This is a genomic window from Wolbachia endosymbiont (group A) of Gymnosoma rotundatum (assembly GCF_947250765.1).
Lineage (GTDB): Bacteria > Pseudomonadota > Alphaproteobacteria > Rickettsiales > Anaplasmataceae > Wolbachia > Wolbachia pipientis.
Genome location: NZ_OX366347.1, coordinates 1,134,673 through 1,155,414, shown reverse-complemented (window position 1 = coordinate 1,155,414; position 20,742 = coordinate 1,134,673). Strand labels below are relative to the sequence as shown.

Below are 20,742 nucleotides of genomic sequence, written 5' to 3'. Positions count from 1 at the left end.
ATGCACCCGTTTACAATCTTAAATTAATTAAAACTAATCGAGGTTATTATGATTACATCTTATCAAAATTTTATTGGCATTGATATCGGAAAATTTAAAAATGTTGTTGCAGTTCACAAACAGAAGAACGCTGTCGAATTCGACAATGATACTGCTGGCTGGCAACAATTGTTTCAAGATTTTTCAAATATCTTACCTAATTCTTTAGTAACTCTGGAAAACACTGGAAAATATGAGCTTGGCTTAGCACATTTTCTTGTTGATAAAGATATTGCTGTACATCGAGCTAATACTCGCAAAGTAAAAAGCTTTGTTCTATCTCATGGAACTTTAGCAAAGTCTGATCAATCAGATGCAAGAGCCCTTGCTCAGTATGGGTTTGAACGCTATAGTACTCTATCTCTATTTGCACCTATGTCAAAAGAACAAACAACCTTAGTTGCACTTTGTCAACGTCGTGATGACATTACAAAAATGAGAGCTCAAGAGAAATCTAGGCTTGCAGCACCTGAAAACGACCATATAAAAGAAAGCTGTCAGAAAACTATTGAATTCTTTAATAGCCAGATAGATGAGCTCAACAATACCATACAAAAAATTATTGATGAGAATCCAGAGTTACAAAAGCGCCAAAAAATCCTTAAAACAGTTCCAGGAATAGGTGCAAAATTATCTCAAGATTTTCTGTGTCTAATGCCAGAACTTGGTTATGTAAGTAGGGGAGAAATTGCAAGTCTTGCTGGAGTTGCACCTCATCCGAAAGAAAGTGGTAAAACTATTGGTTATCGCAGAATAAGTGGTGGCAGAAGCAACGTTCGTGAAAAGCTTTTTACAGCTGCGATGTCTGCTTCAAGGTCTAAGTCTGCGCTTGGTGCCTTCTATTCAAGGCTTGTTGGTAAAGGTAAAAAGAAGATGGTGGCTATGACAGCTCTAATGCGTAAAATCATAGTAATTGCCAATGCGAGGCTTAAAGAAGCAGTCAATGTGAATTAAAAAAATCTGCATAGAAAATAGGTTAACGAATATGTGCGTCTACACACATTTAAAGCACATATTCGTTAACCATAAGATCTAAGCAGTAACTGTTGTTTGATACAAAATTTTTCTATGATTAAGTTAGGGTTTTTATTGTCAAAAATGCACTTTTTACTCGAATAAAAAACAAAATTACAAACAAAAGTTGTAATGAAACTAAATTCAAAAAATTTTAAAAAACATAGTTGATCCGATAATACTATCTGCGCTTTAGCAAATTTAATCGATGGTAATAAGCTTTGAGTTAGAGGATACAGGGCTTTTAAGTTATACCACTGATAACTTCTTTCATAAATGCCTTTGTAATCCTTTGTGTGAGGCTCTGTTTCCCCAAGCACTGCTACATTCAACCGATATATGTCATTACTAAATGCTTGTTCATAATGCTCTCTTAAATAGTTGTCTACAATCTCTACTAACGGACCTCTAGAACTGAAAAAATTTATTCTTCCAAACGATAACACTGGCCCATTTTTTTCAACTTTTATACCAGAGTAGTCTGATAACAAACTTCCAAATAAACTTTCATCTAAAATAAACCTATCAACGTTATAGTGATCATTGAAAATCCTCATTAGCCGCGATCTTGCTGGTAACGATAGTTTTGCAAGTTCTACTACTGCATCCACAAAAAAGTTATTTGGAACATCCCTTATCCCTATCTGCAGTTCAAAAAAATGTTTTCCAGGTGGCTCCTCAATGATTGTAATATCTTCTATATTTGCCCACTTTAGTGCTATTTTGAGTGATTCTGGGGTTCCTCTTAAACGCTGAAATTTTACTCCTTCTACTATCGCCCTTCTTTTATCTTTTACCCAGCGTAGAATTTCCCCCAATTCATATTCCTCAATCAACCACGGCAATGTTTCTTCTTTAAGACTAAACTTAAACCCTCTGATGCAACTTGGATCAACTTTATAATCCGTTGCATCTACTAGCGCTTTTTCCTGTTTTGTTGCATTTGGTGGCAATAACATTAATTCAACTCAATCTTTAAATTTCTCAAATTTGCACATTCATTTCCCAGAACCACAACATCCTCTTTTGGCTCGATTAATTCCACATTTTCTACACCATCTACAAATAAATTCGCTATTATCCATGATCTTGTAACATTCCATCCCAGCCTTCTACTTGCTTCAAACTTCTTGATGAACTGCTTCTTGATTTCCTCCTTCGATATTACAGGACTTATGCTCATTCTGCTGTGAATATCTATTTCCGTAATATTGCAACCAATTACTGTTATCGTATCTGTTAACACCCTTATATCATCTCTAGTAACCTGCTTTTTTACAATTTCAAGTAGCTCTTCAGACGCTATGCCATTTGTGGATAACTCCGTGGATAAAATCGAGATCTCCACACTTCCTGGCACTTTTGATTCAACCAGCGCATCCTTTACTCTACTATCTGCTGAGAGTGCTTGAAACCGATAATGCTCTTTACTCCCTCCTGTGCTTGAGCCAACTATTCTTGCCTTGATTCTTTTTCTGAAGCGTTCATCTTCTTCTCCATCTTGCCTCTCTGCTCCATAAAATTCAGCTAAATTATCAAGCTCTTCTCCCGTTGCAAACTTGAGTAAATTGCTTTTTACCGCTTCATTTATTCTTTGTCTCAGCAAAAGCTCTCTCCAGGCTGCTACTTCTAAAATCTTCATCGCTGGGTCACTTTCAATTAGTGCTGTAAAACTTTTATCTCGACTTATTAATTCTTCCTTCATTCTCGAAAAGATTTCCTCAAAGCTCAGTGGTTCAATAATATTAGATGTCTGCATTTCTAAACAACTATTCCACTAATACCTATGAATTTGCCTTCTGAAAGATACATACCTTCAAGTACAAGAGTCATTTTTCCTTCTTTAGCTTCAGCAATCTTTACTTTTTCTAACTTAAATCTCTTTTCCCATTTTTCCAAAGCTTCTCCTGTTGCTGCATATATCTCAAGTGTTAAATCTCTATTTATTGGCTTATCCACCAATTCAAATAATCTTGAGCCATAATCTCTCCTCATTATTCTACTGTTTACTGGAGTGGTCAGTATATCAATTATCGATTGTTTCAGATGTTCTATTCCCTCTAATTCTTTCCCTGTTTTAGCATCCATTCCTCTCATTTTTCGACTACTTTAATTTTTTTTATTTTGAAAACACACTTTGATTTTTACTTACTACTTGAAAACTACAGGACGCCACATCACCTGTTCTCGCTACACCAATACCATTTACAAATACGCTGTTTGATCCTTGCGTTAGTGTCTCTCCCATAGTTAAGGTATCACTTCTACGACAGACAGATCTACCATTAATACGCACATCTTTACTCCCGCTTACGCAAACATGAATAGGTACTCCAGTACAATTATCGCCTGTACAAACTATAGCTCTTCTCATGTCAATTTAAATCTATTATACTTCCTTTCAGTTTTATTCCACTTTTTGTCATTTCTATACTCGATTCTCCAGCCTTCAGTGTTATTTTATCTACTACTTCAATCTCTAAATGATGTTTATCTTTATCGTATGACAACTTTGTTCCATCTTGAAATGTTAAGCTACTCACCTCTTTTTTATTTTCTGGTGCAGAGTACTTTTGTTGATATATTCCAGGAAGTACTACTCCTAAAGATAATTCTCCCAGCGGGGAAAGTATAACTACTTGCTCATCAATATCTGGCGGACACCAATCTCTATCTTTTCCTGCTTTACTTGTTATCCACGGTAAATAATCTGTTAAAAATTCTCCTATTTTCACTCTTACTTTTGCTTTTTCATAATCTATTTCTTTTACAATTCCTATACGAATAACGTTTGCTAGCTTCCTATTCAGCTCTGAAATCGCAAAACTATGATCCAACATGTACGTTACCTATCCCTATAATGTGCGGCTTAATTCCAGTTTCTGACCACACTGACTCACCAATATGTATCTCATGAACCCAATCAACTACCCAAACAAGATACGCATCTAATTCTGGCCTAAATCCGTCAATTTCTGCAGAGATAAATTCTCCTGGTGAAACATTTTTTATATTCCATGTATTTTTGTTTACAACTTTTGCCACCTCAGCAGCTAATGTTCTGACAATAAGAGGAGCATTTTCGATTGTGCTATCAACTACTATTCTAGCTTCAAATCTTGCTTTCAGCGCTAATTCCTCTGTTCCTGGATCTTTTCCTTGCTCTAGACTTGATAATTCTATAAATACTGCCGGTGCTACTAATTCTTTCCTTATTGCTGGATATACTTCGCATGTTTGTATCGCAGAAATTTCTTTCTTCAGCGTGGTACAAATTTTATCATGTAAATCTTTCAAATTCATCCTTTATAGCTCAATTCACGTTCAAAAAACTTTGTAAAGACTTTTTCAACTTCATAATTAACAAGATTTCCTATTATCCTTGAAGCCTCAGGTTCTAGTGGCAACTTAACTTCCTTTATTGGCAATGCTGCCCTTCCTTCACGTTTAAACATACCGCTATTTCCTTTTGGCATAACTGCTGCAAATCCTCCTATAAACTCATGCTTTCCTACTTTCGATCCTCTTCTTGTTTTTTGTATTTTGCCAATTGTCGATGCTCTAATGTCATAGAGATTTGCTCTAATTAACACTTCTAATCTGCTAGTTTTCGCCTTAAAAATTCTTAATCTCTTTCTTATCAAACTTAATTTTATCTTCTTTTCCTTACTGATTTCCTTAGCTGCTTGCGCTTTTAACCATAGTGCTGTTCTATTTAGTGCTTTTATAGCTACTAGTTTTATTTTCTGCTCTTTTCTTTCAATATTGGAGATTATTTCATTAATATTATTACTAATTTTAATATCAAACACTTTCTATTGCCTCAATTTTCAATATTTTACCTGAAGAATCTTTCAATGGTGGTTCAAAAATCTTGTAGAACCTTTTTTCAATCTTGATATAATCACCTATGCTAAAGGAAGTAACGTCCTGATCACGTATTTCTATAGAAGCAATTTGCTGAGTTAATGTTCCATCTGCACCTAGAGAGTACGTAGTCTCAGGACGTTTAATTAGCACTTTTATTTTTCGAATCGCCTCCTTATTTTTATTACAATATATGGCTTCCACTCCTAGATGATCAAAACAATCCTTCAATAACCTCTCTATAATCGTCAACTTGCAGTAATTTTGATTAATACTCCAGGTCTGTGGCACATTGGCAGAGGATTTGACTGCGTATGCAAATCACTTCCTCTATCAAATCTCCTTGGTTCTTGTTTTGCATAAAGTGATTTTCCTAGTGTATTTACTGTCTCATTAAAGTCTGCTGGTGCAAAATATGTCGTAAATGTGCTTGCTGTTCCTAGTGGAAAACAGTGCCCTGTATCTTTCTCAATAAATCTTCTCACCGTTCCTTCAGGGTCAGTTGCTTGCCCTCTATACTCCTCAAATGTTATGCCACAGAACGTAAATCCTGATCTCATATCATTTCGAAGCGCTGCTCCTTCTTGCCATCTCTCATATGCTTCTTTTACTTTAGCATGAGAAGTTAGTGCATCAAAAAACTCAGGGCTTACCAAGGCATGAACTCCTGTCATATATTCACCACTTAGATTATCTTCTATATGCCGGAGTACTTCCATACACTTACGCTTTACATCAGTTGTCGCTGTTCCCAGTGCAAAATTTACTACTTTTGGCGTAATTTCAAATTCGTTGTACAGATTTAATAATTCACTGCCATCTGCGTCCAGAATAATCCCTTTCAGCGCTCCCATTCGCAAATGCTCTAATGTTATTGCATGTTTGTTTCTCATTAGCTGCAAATGATCAGTTATTACATCTGCCAGCGCTTTCAGTTCACTTTCTGATCCAAATGCCCTTATTCCCTGTACTTCCTCTGGTAACACTACATCATCATGTGGAATATGCGGAATCGTAAATGTTCTTATTTTCCGTTTTCCTCGTTTTCCCACTGTTGCTGGTGCTCCTGGCACTTGTGTTGGTAGTAGACTTAAAACTCCGTTGTGTTCTTCTATGGTAATATGTCTAAATCTTACTGACCTATTTGGAAATAAATTTAAATTTTCAACCCGTCCATAATTTATCGGCAATATATTCATCGCATTTGTTAGTGCCGTCATGCTAAATGCTGTATTTGTAAATGGATTTTGCATTTTTCCCCCTTTGTGTTTTTTATTTAGCTTTAGGCCGCTTTACGGATAATGATTCCTCGTCCTTCAAGTTGCTTTATTGCTGTAGCTTTCTGTTCTTCAGTAATATTTGCTGGCCATACAACTGCATGATCAGCTAGCATGGCACCACGAGCAATAATTACTCCTTTACTATTTTCCTTTGCGTTTACATCGCTTGCTATCACTCCTATCGCCGTTTGTGTACCATCTGTGGCAGTTGGATTTAAAGCTTTAATAAAACCATCTTTAGTATCATAACCAACTACTGTTCCCAGCTTTAGATTTTGTCCCTTGGCTACTGTTATCTGATCTCTTGAATATAAGTTGGACACTTCATATTTCAGAAGATCTCCTAAATTATTTCCTTCAGTTATACTTATCATGTCTTTTTCTCTCCTTTTTTTATTTTTTTACCGCCATATTTGTGGTTGTTATACACGGCGGTTATACACATACTTTAAATGTTTGATTGCCCACGACTTTTCGCTACCTGCATCATCAATTCTTCTCCTGAATTCTGTGGTATTGCACTTATTATCTCTGTCTTCTTCGTTCTCTCTGCAAGTAATTCCATTAAAACTTCCCTTGCTTGCTCAATACTTACGCCTTGCTCAATAAATTCTCCTATCTTTTCTGGCATCTTTGATACATTACATAATCTTATTATCTCTAAAATTTCTCTACGACAGTTCTCGTAGCCTTCCTCAGTTAACTCATTAGTTGTCATACTAACACTCCTACTTTTATGATTATTGATAAATTCAAAAAATGTTGTAACTCCATCTGCAAGACCTATTTCTACTGCTTTCTCGCCAAAATATAGACCTGCTTCTGTTGATCGAATCTTTTCAATTGAAAGACCTCTGTTCCTTGCTATTAGCTGCAAAAACATTTCATATAGTCTTCCTACTTCTTTTTGTAAGCTTTCTAAACTTTCAGACGTCATTGGCTCATGCGGATTTAAATCATTCTTCCGACTACCAGCAAAAATTGTGGTGTATTTTATTCCCTGTTTTTCGTCAAATCCACTTTGATCTATATGACTTGCTATTACTCCAACACTTCCTACTCCTGAAGTTCTACTCACAAATACCTTTTCAGCGCTAGAGGCTATAGCGTACGCAGCAGAATATGCATCATCATTTGCTATTGCAATAATTCTCTTTTTTACTCTTGATTCATAAATAAAATCAGCTAGGTCAAAGACACCGTTTACTTCTCCTCCTGGACTGTCTATGTCAAGTAGAATCGTCTCTATGCTTTTATCTTCTAAAGCACTCTCTATCTCTTCATGAATATTTTCATACGAAGTCATATCTAAAATATGATCAAAAGCTTCTGTTTTTTTTGTCAAAACTCCATAAATACGTATTATTGCTATTCCTTTTGGGTTTATATGAAAATGCTTTAAGTTCTTAAAGATAGGTTGTTTGCTGTTATATAATGATAGTAGTTCAAAGCTTCTTCTCTCTACCATTATTGGTTTATTTATCCACATCACCTTCCTCCCCTTATTGTATTTTATGGCACATTAACGTCACAATCGAAACAAAGTCCAAAAGAATTAGCACGCTTTTGATCTTCTGCTATTTCTTGGTCAATTTCTTCTACATCATAACCCATTTCTGAAACAACTTCTGAGCGACTCTTAAAGCCATTTCTTACCGCCATTTGCTGTGCTTGCTGATCTTTTAGCGGATCCACCCAATCAAATCCCTGTGGTATCCATTTTACTTCTTCTTTCGCTGCTTTTACTACTTTTTCATCTATACTCAGTTCTCCACAAAGCACTGCTAATTCTAGCCATCTACTCCATACTGGTCTGCAAAACTGAAATACCATAATGTTATGTTGCAGCATAGCGCATCGACGACGAAACTCTATCAGCCCTGCTCGAATGGATGAATAATTAACACCTGTTAAATCTCCTGTTAGCTGTTCATATGTTATCCCTGTACCAATCGCTATTGCCCTCAGTTGCTGTCTCATGAATGCTTCATAACTTCCTCCAACATCAGATGGCTCTGAAAATTTTATGTCCTCTCCTGGGTCTAAAAGCTGCATTGTTCCTGGCTCTAAACCTGATAGTGCTACTCCTTGCTCATTACTTTCACCTTCTCCCATGATATTTGCTTCTGGATCGAGTCTCGTAATAAATCCAGCAAACATTGCTGCAGTTTTCTTTCTCACCAGCTCTGCATCATCATATTGATCAAGCTCATAAAGTTTCAGCAGTATATTAGAAAGCCAAGGCTCCCCTCTGATTTGCCCAGGTCTTAATGGTCTATAAATATGTAAAACATCATTTGCTGGCACTCTCACTGATTCTCCAAATAAGCCTTCTCCTGGATGTTCTCTAAATAAGTATAGCTCTTTTTACAATAATCCGAACAGACCGTAATATGCTACTGGCCTGCTATAGCCATAAACACATATCTTATCGCATTCGGACTATTATAAGAAAGGCTATAATATGCCTCTCTTTGTCCAAGCCTGTTAAACTCAATGCCGTTTCTTATTACATTACCATTGGCTAGTGTTTTATTGCTCTTATTGTCCAAATGCTCTGATTCTAGTACTTGCAGTTGTAATGGCACAGAAAATCCATCTTCCAGCTTTCTCGTTCTTAAACGTACAAAACATTCTCCTCCCTCTATCATACTTCTGCATACTAGAGCTTGTAATCCATAAAAATCACTTACTCCGTTACTATCTGCTTCATCTGTCCATTTTAGCCATAATTCTTGCACCTTCTTTCGAAATTCTCCATCTCTTGCTTTTGATTGCGGTTTTATTCCTGTTCCAATAGAGTTACTTACTATCGTATCAATTATATTTGCAGCGTAAGGATTTTTTCTTACCATATCCCGAGAGCGGCTACGTAAGTGCCCAAGGCTCTGAGAAAGTAAATTATTTATGCTTCCCGCTTCTCCTTGCCAATATATTACCCTTCTTCCTGAGCCTGACGCATCCCAAGCTGAACTTTTGATTTTTGGCTTACTAAATAGTTGTTTGAAATTTTTCAGCATCATACTAACCAAAATTCTCTTAATTCTTTCAAAGTTCCGTTAAATTTATTTCTGTCACATTTTCCGATTCCTTCTACTTCATGTGGCTCTGGACTTGTTTTACCGTCAGTATATTGCCATAAAATCCAATCATTCCAGCCTTTTGGTAATGTCAGCTCTTTTCTCCAGCTTGCTATCCATAATGGACATTTTGTCAAAGTTGGCGTGGCAAAATCCTTAAGAAAATAGCTACTGCCATAAATTAGGGGTAATCTTCCTGTTACTTCTTCAACTCTCTTTACAAATTCCTCAGCTTGCTTAACTGTAATATTTTTGCCACTTTTGTTTTCTTCAATATCCAGCGCAAGTATGGTATTTTTGCTTTCGCCTACCGTTTTTAGAAAATGATCAGCTTGATTTTTGCCGTTTCCTTCTGTGCCAAAATGATATGCTCCCCAGAGTAATCCTTCTTCTTCAGCTTTCTTTCTTCTCTTCGCATACTTTGAATCCACATATTTTAGTCCTTGTGTTGCCTTGTGAATTACTCCAACTATACCATTCTCTTTGTCTAGCTTAAAATTCACATTTTCTTGCCAATGTGACAAATCTATTATTCCATTTACTGAACTCTCTCTATTGTCCCATAGTTTTATGAAAGTTTTTAATTGCTCTAAAAATTCAGAATATTCCTCTTTTACAACTTTTCTCAGAAAATTTTCCCTCATATAACTCCTTTATTTGTTGCAAAAATAATCTTTCGTTTAGGCTTCATACCTGCAACTTTCAGTTCAGCCTTAATACGTTGCCGTAAATTCAGCAAGTCATTTATCTGAACTTCAGCATATCTCACCACATGGTCACCATATGCAATTGATACTACTCGCTCTCCGTTTTGTAGTTTCTTTATCGCTTCTTCGACTTGAATTAAATACTCTTCGCTGTACATCTTACTTCTCATTCAACCATTTGCTTTGTCTCACTTTTTTAGGTTTTTTGCTTTCTGGCTTTTCACTTAAACTATTCCATTTACTCTCTGGCCAACGATCGATTCCAAGCGCAATAGATGCTGCTCTTGCGTAAATTCGGCAGTCTAGCACTTCATTTCTTTCTCTTACCTTTTGCCACTCCTGTTTGGTGTATCCTTTTACTACCTTACTGACTAATTGCTCTGCCGTTAACTGCTTAAAATATTCGGGTGCATACTCAGGAAAATGACAATATCCTGCTGGCACTTTCTCTTCTTCTTTTAAAATATTAAGTAGCTGAAAAAGCTCTGACTTTAATATCGATACTCCTACTGGCCAGAGCTTTATTCCTCTTTTTAGCTTTTGACCACCAACTGTTATATCAACTCTACTTGGGCTGCTAAGTGGTACTAGGGCTTTATTTACACCTTTAACTGCCATTACTCTTCTAGATCCTTGATGACCTCTTACCCAGTTGTATACTTCTTGCGTTGCATATCCAGCATCTACTGCCATCATACTTATCATATATTCAAGCCCATTTTCACCGATAAAATGATGATTGAGGAGCTCCGAAAGCTTTCCCCATACTTCTCCACCTCCTGTATCTCCTTCAAATACTCGGTAGTCTATTGACCAACTTTCACGACTTTTTCCCCATGCTACAACTTCCACCTCTAGACGATCTTTTTGGACATCTACTCCTGCAGTAAGTACCACTTCTCTCCTTGGTACTGTGCCAATCTGAAAAAATTCTCTCCTGTTAAATAATTGCTTCCAATCAGGTACTTCTCCTTTATCTACCCAGGTTTCTCCAAGCGTTGTGTTGATCCAAACTTTCAGTAATTGTTCACTTTCCTTTGCATGCAGAAAATCCTCTACTGCTTGTTGCCAACTATACCACCCAACTGGGCTATAAAGACTTGAAAGGTGAAATCCTATTACTTTGCTATTGTGTACTTGATTTGTAGCTCTCCATTCTCCACGTTCAAGCATCTCTGTCTTTTGATGATTTTCTATCTTTTCACCACATTCTATACATATATAGTGTGCTGTACTTGGATTTTTATCTTCCCATTTTATTTGTGACCATTTTAGAATTTGATAGTAATTACAATACGGACAGGGAACAAAAAAATATCTCTTATCTGTTGCTTCAAATTCTTTCTCAATTCTGCTTATTCCATGAATCGTTGGTGTCGATACTAAAAAAATCTTTCGCCTTGCAAATGTATTAGTTCGAGCAATACTGAGCAGTACTGGATCTCCTTCTCCTCCTGAATCTCCTGGGTAGGCATCTATTTCATCAAGAAAGAGATATTTTACTGGCATAGATCTCAGTCCTACACTACTATTCGCTCCAGTTATTACTACTATTCCACCTGGAAACTCCTTACTTTGTACAGTATTCCCTGAATCTCTTGACCTTGGGTCTTTTACTTTACTTTTTAAACATGGTGTACTCTCTATTAACGGTGCAAATCTTCCCTTCGATCAACGTTTTCCCATTTCAACTGTTGGCTGTACTACCAGCATTGGACCTGGTGTTTGATCGATGATATAGCCTATCCAATTGTTGCCAGCTTCTGTTCCCCCAATCTGCGCTCCTTTCATGAATACTACTTTTTCTGTTGGTGAGGACGGAGAAAGTGAATCCATTATTTCTTTTAAATAAGGAGTTCTTTCTGTTCTCCATTTACCTGGCTCTGATGCTGCAGTTGGCGCTAAAACTCGATACTCATTTGCCCACTCTGATACTTTAAGCTCTGGATCTGGTTTTAAACCTTCAGAAAAAGATGTAGCATATATCATATCGCTAGCTCTTCACCATCATTAGATGATACCTCAACATCACTTAAAATAGAACTGCACTCACTTGTTTTCTCACTTTCAAGTTCAATAAACATTTTCTTTTCAAGTGCTTCTTCTATGTACTTCTGAGTTAAATTACTCATTGTTATTGCAGCTATGAACGCAACTATTCCCACCATTACCGCAGCTATAATGTTAGGGTAAATTCCCACTATCACTATTGCACATACTGTTATAGAAACACAGACGATATTGATATATTTCTTTATTTTTTTGTCTGCTATTTTCCTTTCTTCAAAATATTTATTGCTCAATAAATGAAATGTTGGAAAGTTCTTCTGTCTTCCAAATAGCACTATTTCCTTCTCTTTGCTCAGTAATTTTATTAATTTTGCGTTGTTCGTTATTATTGCATACTGAAAAACATCCGTGGCATCTGCTCCTCTCTTTAGCAACAACTTTACTACGTTAAAGTGACCATGCTTTGCAGCAACATAAATTCCCGTTTTTCCACTCTCATCTACAGCATCTATTTCAACTCCTTCACCAAGAATACCGTCTATTAGGTCTTCATATCCTTTTCTGGCAGCTAAATGAAGCAAACTGTTTTTATCAGCTCCGTATCTATTACTTGCTAAAATCTTTACTATATCTAATCTATTTGCTTCTTTTGCATAACAAAATGGTGTCTTGCCATTATCATCCTTAATTAAAGGGTCTATATCTTCTCGCGTTAGTAAAACTTCTATTGTTTTCAGCCTTTCAGCATAATGTAGTGGCGTTTTATTTTCATAATCTTGTAAGTTAACCCCAGCATTAGGAACATTTATTAAGCATCTTACAATATCTAAACATAAGTCCCTTTCGTCGTAATTACTACTACTTATAGCTACGTGCAAAGAAGATAATTTCATTGCATTTCTGCCGCTACCAGCTATATTGACATCCGCACCAAGATTTGAAAGTAATTTTACTACTTCTAGCTTCTTGTTGTTTACTGCATAATGAATTGCTGCATGATTTCTCACGTCAAGAACATCCTTATCCGCGTTTCCTTCTCTAATTAAAATTTCTACTATTTCTTCATGTCCAGCTCCTGCCGCTAAGTGTAATGGTGTATGTAGTAAAGCATTCTGCTCATTAACATTAACTCCTTTGTTAAGTAAAAATCTTACAGCATTTGCTTCATTCAACATCGCAGCTAAGTGAAGCAAGCTATCTCCCTCTGATCCATATTTATGATTGATTAGTGCTTGTAATATTTCTTCTCTTGCACAAGAAAGCGCACTTTTACCATCATCATCAGCGATCAGTGGATTAATATTTTTCCTGTTCAGTAAGAGTGCAACCATACTAAGCTCGTTAATTTCTACTGCATAATGCAGTGGTGTCTTTCCGTTTGATCCTCTGACATTAACATCTAATCCAGGTTGATTAATGAGGCACTTTATTAATTCTAAACTTAACTTAGCAGACATTATTCAAATTTAGCGTTAGATAATTCTTGTAATGAGTTTGTAATCTCTTCGGTTAGCGCCATATGAATCTTTTCAGTGTCACTCAGTGATGCAAGCAGTGCTGAAACTCTATTTGGAATATTAAGCAAATTATTACGGACAACTCTTGCTACGTTAAATGCATCGCGCTTTACTTCCTCTACTGCTACAAGTTCTCCTATTTCAGCCTTAGCTTTTGCCTCAAGCAATTTACCACGTTCCATCTCATTTTTTATTCGCGTTTTTAGCAACATTGTGGAAAGCTTTTCTCCGTTTTCTGAATAGTTTTTTCTTCTCAGCGGTTGACTTGGATCTCTGATTGTTTCTATAGCCCTATTTGCTTGTTCTCGGTCAATGAGTCCATTCTCCAGCTCAACTATTCCTTTCTTTACTAAATAACAGACGTATTGCTTTGAAAATCCTTGTTCTCTTGCCCACTCTGTTTGTGTGATTTTTTCCACTCTTTTCCTCCTCTCTTTATTGCTCCTTTTTACGAATTTTCTTCTTGAATCTCTGAAAAGGTTTTGCCAGTATCAGCAATTCCCTACCTGTTTATACTTGCCGGCGTCTTAGAGATATTTTACTAATATAGAGCGAAGTACTCCGGTGCTTTCTTTTTACATAGTGAAATTTGGCCATTTTCAACTAATACTATAAATTGCATCTTTGTAGTTATGAGATTCAACCACTACTTGCTCTAGCGTTAAACTGCTGCATTTGGCATCTTTACTATGGTTTTCTTCAAGCACTTTTGTCCTTGCTTCCTTTATTTCCTCAATGAACTTTCCATTAACTTTTTCTGGTTCAATTCTTTCCTCACAATATACAAGATTTGTGCAATTTGTTTTTCTGTAGTAATGTACTCCAAGGAATATCACTGATAGTGCAAGTATACTCGAGCCTACAAGTACTGATAGCCCTACGAAAGCGTTCTGGTAAAACTTCTGTACACTACTAATACCACCTTCCACATACAGTAATAAAGGCCATACTATATTTGCAGCAACCAAACTGCTTAATAATGCTGTAAATAATGGCCTATCTTTGATTACTGATTCTACTTTATTCCTTCTACTAATGACTTTGTCGTCAATATTAATGAAGTCGTTCTTACTCTTCCAAGCATTAAGTGTAAAATGTGAATGAGTACTATTGCTGTATTCCAGTCTGACTGATTTTATTACTTTATCTTTTGGTTGATACTCTCGCACCTGATTCAAAGTTTCATTCGCATTCTTTCTCCCTACTTGACACTCTTCAGTATCTCTAAATTGCTTTATTCCACAAAACATCGGACTAATTGCAACCAATAATGCAACAGCTAGAATTGGTATAGTCACATAGATGGTACTGTTTGCAAAAAATGCAATAAATTGTGCTTTATCCTGTAAATATACCAAAGCTGCAGAAACGCTAAGTGCAACAGCAGCTATACCGAAAATTATAAATTCCTTCTGCTGCACTGCATATTTTACTCTTGGCAAAATTCTATTTGTTTTCTTTTCTTTTTTAATTAACGGGGTTTCTTCATTATCACTTTTTTCTGATGAGCTAGTTGAAAGTGTAACTGGACTATCATGATTTAATGACATATTCTCCCATCCTTGATTGCCACAAGACTCACTCATTTCTGTTACTTGAGAATTTGATCTTGTCATCTCTGCACTTCTATTGTCTATTCCACTATCACTTCCTTCCAAACTCTTTTTTAAAAATTTTGTATTCAGATCTACAGGTTCACCAATTATATCTTCTGATCCTTTCTTAATTGATGTTTCTTCAGAATTTGACTTTTCCATCTCCGGACTTTGATCGTTTATTTCACCATCTAAACCTCTTTTCGAGAATTTTTTATTTTTGTCTATAGTTGCATACATAGGTTCTCCTATAGCTTCTTGCTCATCACATTTTTCTCCATTTAATTGGAAAGAAGAATGTGGTAGCTTTGGTGGTGCAATATCCTGAATAATACTCAACCGATGATTTTCTGCTGTTCTAGGTGAAGGTGGAGCTACATTTCTAATATTGTCCTTCTCCAACATTCCATTCCTAGGTAACGGCTTTGGTTTATCTCCTAATTCTTTATCCTCTTCCTCTTTTTGCATTTCTTTTGTATTGTCTATTTTGGGGTTGGAAGATGTGTTGGATGCTGCCTCAAACTGATCAAGAGAATACGGACGGTTATATTCTATTCCATTTGCCTCACAAACTGCATTAAATTCGTCCTCTATGTCTTTACCATCATCCAATACTAAAGAAGAACAACTCACTGAAAAATCAGCACCTGCTTCGTCTATTTTTGCTGTAATACTGCTATCGCTACTATTGCTAATCACATTTAAAGAAGCTAGTTTGCATTCAGTGTTCAGGTCAGGTTCTTGCTTCGTACCTTTTTCAAACAATTCAATTCTCTCCTTAACAGATAGTGTAGAATTTGAAACATTATTTTCTACTTCTTCAGAAAACGAAGCTTCATTATTTGTTTGCGACGTTACTACTCCAGCTAACGTCTTTTCTTGATTCATTGAGTACACCACATTTAATCCAAAGTTATTTGTTACGCTAAACTCATTAAAATACGGTATATACCAGTAAATTAATATTACAACTACCAAGGCTTACTAAATTTCTGTTTGCGTTATCTTTTCCACTTTTTTCTTACTGTTTTTCTTCTTGAATCTCTGAAAAAGTTTTACCAGTACCAGAAAGAATTGCTTCCCTACCTGTGTACACTTGCCAACGTTTTATGGTTACATCTACAAATTTTGAATCTAGCTCTATTATCCTGCAAATTCTTCCTGTTCTCTCACATGCAATCAGTGTGCTACCAGACCCACTAAATGGATCAAGTACAGTATCCCCAGGTCTGCTGCTATTAACTATTGCTTTCTCCATTAGCTCTACTGGCTTCATTGTTGGGTGCAGTGAGTTATGTATTGGCTTGTCATAAAACCACAGATCACTTTGATTTCTACCGCCATGCCACTCACGTTTATTACCGCTTTTCCATCCATAGAGCATTGCTTCGTATTGTCTTTGATAATCAGACCTTCCTAGCGTAAAGTGACTCTTTGCCCAAATGATGAATGTTGACCAACGACCACCTGCTTCTTCAAATACTTTTTGTAACGTCGAAAATTCTGATGATGATGTACAGATATAAATTGCACCTTTGGTGTATGCTAAAATATGAGTGCAAATATCATAGAGAAAAAGTTCGTACCTTTCACCTTGATTATCGTTTAATATCTTTTTATCTTCTCTTTCCTGACTGCTACCGTAATCAACGTTATATGGAGGATCACATACGGTAATATCTGCCATTTTATCGTCTAATACCGCTTTATATGATTCAACTACAGAGCTATCACCACAATAGATTCGATGATCACCTAAAATCCATAGATCACCTGGCTTTGTTATTTCTACCTTTTTGTCATCAATAGCTAAGTCAGAAAGATCTTCACCATTGTCTCCATCAAAATCATTGAGAAACCGTTGAACTTTTTCTAGCTCAAATCCAGTCATTTTAAGATCAAACTGCAAATCTTCTAATTCTTGAATTTCCACCTTCAAAAGATCATCATCCCACTTTGCCCAATTAGCTGATTGATTTGCCAGTAATCGAAAAGCTTTAGTTTGTGGTTCATTTAAATTATCACTCAAAACAACTGGAATACTCTCCATACCAAGTTTTCTTGCTGCTTTAAGTCTTAAATGACCATCAACCACAGTGCCATCGCTTTTTGCAACTATTGGTATACGAAAGCCAAATTCTCGAATAGAAGCACACATTCTGTTTACTACGTCATCATTTTTACGTGGATTACGCTCATATTCGACTAGATTTTCAACAGGATAGTAGTGGATTGCTAAATTCATATCTTAATAATTAAAAAGTTAATATTCAAAATATCTCTGACGCTAAAGAAGGCCTGAGGTCAGCACCACCAAACCCGCCAGCATGGCCGGAAGGACCCGCTTTTACGGTATTTTTAATGTGTTAAAATCTTTACTGAGATTCATAGCGTAAAACATTAATGCTAAAGCATCAGATTCATTATCATCTTTAGGCAAAAAACCTTTTTTCTTTACAGCTTCAATAACTTCACTCTTACTTGCATTGCCTTTACCTGCTATGAAGCGTTTGATAGTTTTAACATTAACACCTTTGTATGGCACATGATGTTCTTCACACCAAGCAGACAGCACTGCAAGAAACCCACCGTAGCAATGGGCTGCATCAGTTCCTAGATGTCTTCTCACTTCCTCAAAATACACTGCAGAAATGTCCTTCAAAGAATTAAGCCAATTACGAAAGTTTAAGAAGCACATACCGCCTCCACTGAAACGACTACCATGAAAGTTTTTGCTTCCACTTTCAATTATTCCATCTGTTAGAATTGCCCAGCCGGTTTGTTTGCCGAGGTCAAGTGTTAGGGTTGACATTTGCTATTATTAAAATTACAAGTAGCACTTACTCCAAAATATCGTTTGGTTCCTTCAAAATACACTAGCAATTCATAGTTTTTTGCTGGCCAACAACGGAAATTCGAGAATTATGTGCTACTGCAGAAAGTTGTTTTCTTGTTATATATATTCACCAAAATTACGAAAACTGTTCAATTTTTTTTGCAAAAGATAAAAATCGTGTTCTTCTTGCTTGAAGCTTTGCTATCCAATAACAGGGATGCTATTTAATTAAGTTTTAAAGGGTGCTATGTGCGTTCTTTAGTGGAATGCTATTTATTATCTATGAAATCACACCTAGCTTTAAAATGAAGTTTTTTACCTTATCTAAAAAAATACAAATTCTCAAATTCACTAAATTTCCTTTCTACTCAAGGTTTGTTTGCTAGTGTGAGGATTGACACTTAAAGTTTTTGTATTTGAAGCGCATCCACAAACTAGATCAATGCCCTTCTATATGTAGAATACCGGATTTCTCACTACTTTTTCCGGGATTTTCTCAAAAAAAGTTAAAATAATTTTAAAACTGCTTATCAGCTAAAGAATAAAGCAGATAATTCTCTATTTTTAGAGTTTCGCAGTTGCTTGTCTTTTTTACAAATAATCCCTATGCTACTTGAAGTAAGGTAGAGTAGATATGATAATAAATGAAAACGAAATTTTATTATATACAACTCCAGATGGAGACGTGAGAATTGATGTTTTGTATCGAGATGAAAACATTTGGCTTACACAAAAAAGAATGGCGGAGTTGTTTGATGTTAATATTAGAACAATTAGTGAGCATTTACAGAACATATTTGCTAGTCAAGAGTTAGATAAAGATTCAGTTATCCGGATTTTCCGGAATACTGCTGAAGATGGTAAACAGTACCCTACACAATTTTATAATTTGGATGCAATTATAGCTATTGGTTATCGAGTTAATTCTAAAAAGGCTACATCTTTCAGAGTATGGGCTACAAAAATTTTGAGAGATTTCATCATCAAAGGATTTGCATTAGATAGCGAACGGCTAAAAAACGGCCCAAAATTTGGCAAAGACTACTTCAATGAATTACTTGAAAAAATCAGGGAAATACGAGCATCCGAACGTAGGTTTTACCAGAAGATTACCGACATTTATGCTGAATGCTCTGCAGACTATGATCCAAATTCAGAAATAACAAAACAATTTTATGCAAAAGTACAGAATAAATTATATTGGGCGATTTACGGCTTGACTGCAGCAGAGCTAATATATTCTCGAGTTGATCATAAAAAACCACATATGGGACTAACTACTTGGAAAGATGGTCTAGGTAATAAAATTCATAAGAGTGATGTAAGTGTTGCAAAAAACTACTTGACTGAAAAAGAATTAAGTGAACTAAATCACATTGTTTCGATGTATCTAGATTATGCAGAACTTCAAGCAAGAAAGAATCGGCTAATGAAAATGCAGAATTGGGTTGAAAAATTGGATGCATTTCTATTGTTCAATGATTATGAAGTGCTTAAAGATGCTGGTAAAGTTAGTGCTGAAGTTGCAAAAGCCCTAGCTGAAGGAGAATACGAAAAGTACAGAGTTGTACAGGACAAATTACATGAATCTGATTTTGATGAATTAATTAAAGCAGGTGAGAAAATAACTACAACAAAGACCAGCTTATAGTTGAGTTATCTGTGTTTGACATCTTGTCTACCACCTTTTGTTTTAATTTCAAGGGGGGTGAAAAATTGTCCCCACCCTTTAGAAAGCCCTATCTGCCAATAAATAGTGAAAACATAAATCTTTGTTTCCATTGTACGCGATAAAATTGGAGACGTAAATAAATAAATTTTGATCTTTGTCTCCATCTTGAACTATTGAGAGGGTTTTGTAGCTTATGTTTGCAGCAATTTCAAACTTTTTTCTTTATCTTCACCTACAATTTGTTTATAGAGATTATTTAAAATATTTCCTTAAGAGTTTTAGATAAAAGTCGTTATATTTCAATAAGACCTCCAAAATAACCAGCTCTTGTTTCACCGAAATTACAAAAGCTGTTCACTTTTTTGAAAAAATATTTTACAACAAATAAAAAACATGATAAAATAAAGCAAGGCTTTTTGTAGTAAGTAAAAGTTTAAGGTAAAAGATAATTTAGAAGTGCCTCATAATCGGATTTTAAGCTACCTTACATAAGTAACTTAGGTCTTAGTAGTATAATTGTCCCTGGAGTCGTAGAATCTTTTTAAAACGATATTATTAGCCATCTTGTTTTTTGTAAGTATTTGTCTTTCATCTTTTTTTAGGTTATCCAAAATGCAATAGCAGGTTTTTCATATTTTTGTCTCTGTGTTGTATTTTTATTTAGGGCGATCTGATTTATTAAGTCTTTTGGAAATGGAAAAGTAATACACTAAGTGGCTAAAAGCATAGAAATTCAGTGAGTTAAGTATAGTATGTTTTTGTTCCTAATTTTTCAATTTTACTGGAAATCACAAAACTCAGAACAGCTTATTATTCCTTAAAACCTTACTTTGAAGAATAGGCCACACATTTATCTTCCTTTGAGTGATGCCTTTAATTATCTTACAATAACTAGGTTTATGTCTACTAATATCATGAAATGCAGCTGGTCCACCTGTATGCGTAAGTAGTTAGAGTAGGTTATAGGCGACTTTAAAAAACCGGTTAATTGCCACTTGAGTTTATTTTTTAAATGACTTTTATATTTCGGTTAAAAATTTAAATGGACGGTATATTAGCCTTTTTGAAAACCATTTCAGTTGAGCACCGCGGAACTTCTCTTAAGGTTTATATTATAATAAACTT

Annotated in this window: 20 protein-coding genes and 3 pseudogenes; 2 read left to right on the top strand and 21 right to left on the bottom strand. The window is 35.6% G+C overall.

The window, feature by feature from the left end; all coding sequences use genetic code 11:
• The first annotated feature begins 48 nt into the window (after positions 1–48).
• Complete coding sequence (locus OOK97_RS05785) at positions 49–993, top strand: IS110 family RNA-guided transposase (RefSeq protein WP_264336326.1); 945 nt, start codon at positions 49–51, stop codon at positions 991–993.
• 65 nt (positions 994–1,058) lie between these two features.
• Here the strand turns inward: OOK97_RS05785 and OOK97_RS05780 are convergent, their stop codons facing one another.
• The 21 genes and pseudogenes from OOK97_RS05780 to OOK97_RS05680 all read right to left on the bottom strand — a co-directional run bounded on the left by OOK97_RS05780 (position 1,059) and on the right by OOK97_RS05680 (position 17,921).
• Positions 1,059–2,012, bottom strand: a complete 954-nt coding sequence (locus OOK97_RS05780; RefSeq protein WP_264705154.1) for a phage tail protein — start codon at positions 2,010–2,012, stop codon at positions 1,059–1,061.
• The gene (locus OOK97_RS05775; RefSeq protein WP_264705153.1) at positions 2,012–2,812 is read right to left on the bottom strand and encodes a baseplate assembly protein; all 801 of its coding nucleotides are present in this window, start codon (positions 2,810–2,812) and stop codon (positions 2,012–2,014) included. Before OOK97_RS05775 ends, OOK97_RS05780 begins: the two co-directional genes overlap by 1 nt.
• A 2-nt stretch (positions 2,813–2,814) precedes the next feature.
• Positions 2,815–3,150 (bottom strand): GPW/gp25 family protein, encoded by a 336-nt coding sequence (locus tag OOK97_RS05770; RefSeq protein WP_264705152.1) that lies wholly within the window; start codon positions 3,148–3,150, stop codon positions 2,815–2,817.
• A gap of 22 nt (positions 3,151–3,172) precedes the next feature.
• Positions 3,173–3,427, bottom strand: coding sequence for a PAAR domain-containing protein (locus OOK97_RS05765; protein WP_262986467.1), 255 nt, complete (start codon positions 3,425–3,427; stop codon positions 3,173–3,175).
• A 1-nt stretch (position 3,428) separates the two neighbouring features.
• A complete protein-coding gene (locus OOK97_RS05760; RefSeq protein ID WP_262986466.1) occupies positions 3,429–3,893 on the bottom strand; it encodes a phage baseplate assembly protein V in 465 nt (154 codons plus the stop codon).
• Positions 3,880–4,356 carry a hypothetical protein gene (locus OOK97_RS05755; RefSeq protein ID WP_264705151.1) on the bottom strand — a complete coding sequence of 159 codons (477 nt, stop codon included), beginning with the start codon at positions 4,354–4,356 and terminating at the stop codon, positions 3,880–3,882. Before OOK97_RS05755 ends, OOK97_RS05760 begins: the two co-directional genes overlap by 14 nt.
• Positions 4,353–4,838, bottom strand: a complete 486-nt coding sequence (locus tag OOK97_RS05750; RefSeq protein WP_406719940.1) for a phage tail protein — start codon at positions 4,836–4,838, stop codon at positions 4,353–4,355. The genes OOK97_RS05755 and OOK97_RS05750 overlap by 4 nt, the downstream gene beginning before the upstream one ends.
• 19 nt (positions 4,839–4,857) lie before the next feature.
• Positions 4,858–5,172: a head-tail joining protein gene (locus tag OOK97_RS05745; protein WP_017531704.1), complete on the bottom strand. Its 315-nt coding sequence runs from the start codon at positions 5,170–5,172 to the stop codon at positions 4,858–4,860.
• Positions 5,169–6,173, bottom strand: coding sequence for a major capsid protein (locus tag OOK97_RS05740; protein ID WP_172758517.1), 1,005 nt, complete (start codon positions 6,171–6,173; stop codon positions 5,169–5,171). Before OOK97_RS05740 ends, OOK97_RS05745 begins: the two co-directional genes overlap by 4 nt.
• 29 nt (positions 6,174–6,202) lie before the next feature.
• On the bottom strand, positions 6,203–6,574 hold the full coding sequence (locus tag OOK97_RS05735; protein WP_038536951.1) for a head decoration protein: 372 nt from the start codon (positions 6,572–6,574) through the stop codon (positions 6,203–6,205).
• 74 nt (positions 6,575–6,648) lie between these two features.
• Entirely contained in the window at positions 6,649–7,689 is a 1,041-nt protein-coding gene (locus tag OOK97_RS05730) for a S49 family peptidase (RefSeq protein WP_264705150.1), read from the bottom strand.
• A 23-nt stretch (positions 7,690–7,712) separates the two neighbouring features.
• Positions 7,713–8,558: pseudogene (locus tag OOK97_RS05725) on the bottom strand (phage portal protein); the annotation flags it as partial.
• Positions 8,559–8,662: 104 nt separating this feature from the next.
• Positions 8,663–9,223: pseudogene (locus tag OOK97_RS05720) on the bottom strand (phage portal protein); the annotation flags it as partial.
• Positions 9,220–9,924 (bottom strand): glycoside hydrolase family 25 protein, encoded by a 705-nt coding sequence (locus tag OOK97_RS05715; protein WP_264705149.1) that lies wholly within the window; start codon positions 9,922–9,924, stop codon positions 9,220–9,222. The gene OOK97_RS05715 and the pseudogene OOK97_RS05720, both read right to left, overlap by 4 nt.
• A complete protein-coding gene (locus OOK97_RS05710) occupies positions 9,921–10,145 on the bottom strand; it encodes a gpW family head-tail joining protein (RefSeq protein ID WP_143688727.1) in 225 nt (74 codons plus the stop codon). The genes OOK97_RS05715 and OOK97_RS05710 overlap by 4 nt, the downstream gene beginning before the upstream one ends.
• Position 10,146: 1 nt before the next feature.
• Positions 10,147–11,976: pseudogene (locus tag OOK97_RS05705) on the bottom strand (phage terminase large subunit family protein).
• Positions 11,973–13,454 carry an ankyrin repeat domain-containing protein gene (locus OOK97_RS05700; RefSeq protein WP_264705148.1) on the bottom strand — a complete coding sequence of 494 codons (1,482 nt, stop codon included), beginning with the start codon at positions 13,452–13,454 and terminating at the stop codon, positions 11,973–11,975. Before OOK97_RS05700 ends, OOK97_RS05705 begins: the two are co-directional and overlap by 4 nt.
• Positions 13,454–13,933: a hypothetical protein gene (locus OOK97_RS05695; protein ID WP_262986455.1), complete on the bottom strand. Its 480-nt coding sequence runs from the start codon at positions 13,931–13,933 to the stop codon at positions 13,454–13,456. The genes OOK97_RS05700 and OOK97_RS05695 overlap by 1 nt, the downstream gene beginning before the upstream one ends.
• A gap of 180 nt (positions 13,934–14,113) precedes the next feature.
• Positions 14,114–15,997 carry a hypothetical protein gene (locus OOK97_RS05690; protein ID WP_264704937.1) on the bottom strand — a complete coding sequence of 628 codons (1,884 nt, stop codon included), beginning with the start codon at positions 15,995–15,997 and terminating at the stop codon, positions 14,114–14,116.
• A 133-nt stretch (positions 15,998–16,130) separates the two neighbouring features.
• Positions 16,131–17,354, bottom strand: coding sequence for a DNA modification methylase (locus OOK97_RS05685; protein ID WP_264704936.1), 1,224 nt, complete (start codon positions 17,352–17,354; stop codon positions 16,131–16,133).
• A 102-nt stretch (positions 17,355–17,456) separates the two neighbouring features.
• Positions 17,457–17,921 (bottom strand): crossover junction endodeoxyribonuclease RuvC, encoded by a 465-nt coding sequence (locus tag OOK97_RS05680; RefSeq protein WP_264705147.1) that lies wholly within the window; start codon positions 17,919–17,921, stop codon positions 17,457–17,459.
• Positions 17,922–18,579: 658 nt separating this feature from the next.
• Here OOK97_RS05680 and OOK97_RS05675 point away from each other — a divergent pair.
• Positions 18,580–19,596, top strand: coding sequence for a virulence RhuM family protein (locus OOK97_RS05675; protein WP_264705146.1), 1,017 nt, complete (start codon positions 18,580–18,582; stop codon positions 19,594–19,596).
• The last annotated feature ends 1,146 nt before the right edge of the window (positions 19,597–20,742 follow it).

Excerpts from the sequence above, each read along its gene's own strand:
- OOK97_RS05755 (WP_264705151.1), bottom strand. The coding sequence starts at position 4,356 with ATGAATTTGAAAGATTTACATGATAAAATTTGTACCACGCTGAAGAAA.
- OOK97_RS05710 (WP_143688727.1), bottom strand. The coding sequence starts at position 10,145 with ATGTACAGCGAAGAGTATTTAATTCAAGTCGAAGAAGCGATAAAGAAA.
- OOK97_RS05780 (WP_264705154.1), bottom strand. The coding sequence starts at position 2,012 with ATGTTATTGCCACCAAATGCAACAAAACAGGAAAAAGCGCTAGTAGAT.
- OOK97_RS05715 (WP_264705149.1), bottom strand. The coding sequence starts at position 9,924 with ATGAGGGAAAATTTTCTGAGAAAAGTTGTAAAAGAGGAATATTCTGAA.
- OOK97_RS05685 (WP_264704936.1), bottom strand. The coding sequence starts at position 17,354 with ATGAATTTAGCAATCCACTACTATCCTGTTGAAAATCTAGTCGAATAT.
- OOK97_RS05770 (WP_264705152.1), bottom strand. The coding sequence starts at position 3,150 with ATGAGAGGAATGGATGCTAAAACAGGGAAAGAATTAGAGGGAATAGAA.
- OOK97_RS05735 (WP_038536951.1), bottom strand. The coding sequence starts at position 6,574 with ATGATAAGTATAACTGAAGGAAATAATTTAGGAGATCTTCTGAAATAT.
- OOK97_RS05730 (WP_264705150.1), bottom strand. The coding sequence starts at position 7,689 with ATGTGGATAAATAAACCAATAATGGTAGAGAGAAGAAGCTTTGAACTA.
- OOK97_RS05690 (WP_264704937.1), bottom strand. The coding sequence starts at position 15,997 with ATGAATCAAGAAAAGACGTTAGCTGGAGTAGTAACGTCGCAAACAAAT.
- OOK97_RS05675 (WP_264705146.1), top strand. The coding sequence starts at position 18,580 with ATGATAATAAATGAAAACGAAATTTTATTATATACAACTCCAGATGGA.
- OOK97_RS05700 (WP_264705148.1), bottom strand. The coding sequence starts at position 13,454 with ATGTCTGCTAAGTTAAGTTTAGAATTAATAAAGTGCCTCATTAATCAA.
- OOK97_RS05740 (WP_172758517.1), bottom strand. The coding sequence starts at position 6,173 with ATGCAAAATCCATTTACAAATACAGCATTTAGCATGACGGCACTAACA.
- OOK97_RS05785 (WP_264336326.1), top strand. The coding sequence starts at position 49 with ATGATTACATCTTATCAAAATTTTATTGGCATTGATATCGGAAAATTT.
- OOK97_RS05775 (WP_264705153.1), bottom strand. The coding sequence starts at position 2,812 with ATGCAGACATCTAATATTATTGAACCACTGAGCTTTGAGGAAATCTTT.
- OOK97_RS05760 (WP_262986466.1), bottom strand. The coding sequence starts at position 3,893 with ATGTTGGATCATAGTTTTGCGATTTCAGAGCTGAATAGGAAGCTAGCA.
- OOK97_RS05765 (WP_262986467.1), bottom strand. The coding sequence starts at position 3,427 with ATGAGAAGAGCTATAGTTTGTACAGGCGATAATTGTACTGGAGTACCT.
- OOK97_RS05680 (WP_264705147.1), bottom strand. The coding sequence starts at position 17,921 with ATGTCAACCCTAACACTTGACCTCGGCAAACAAACCGGCTGGGCAATT.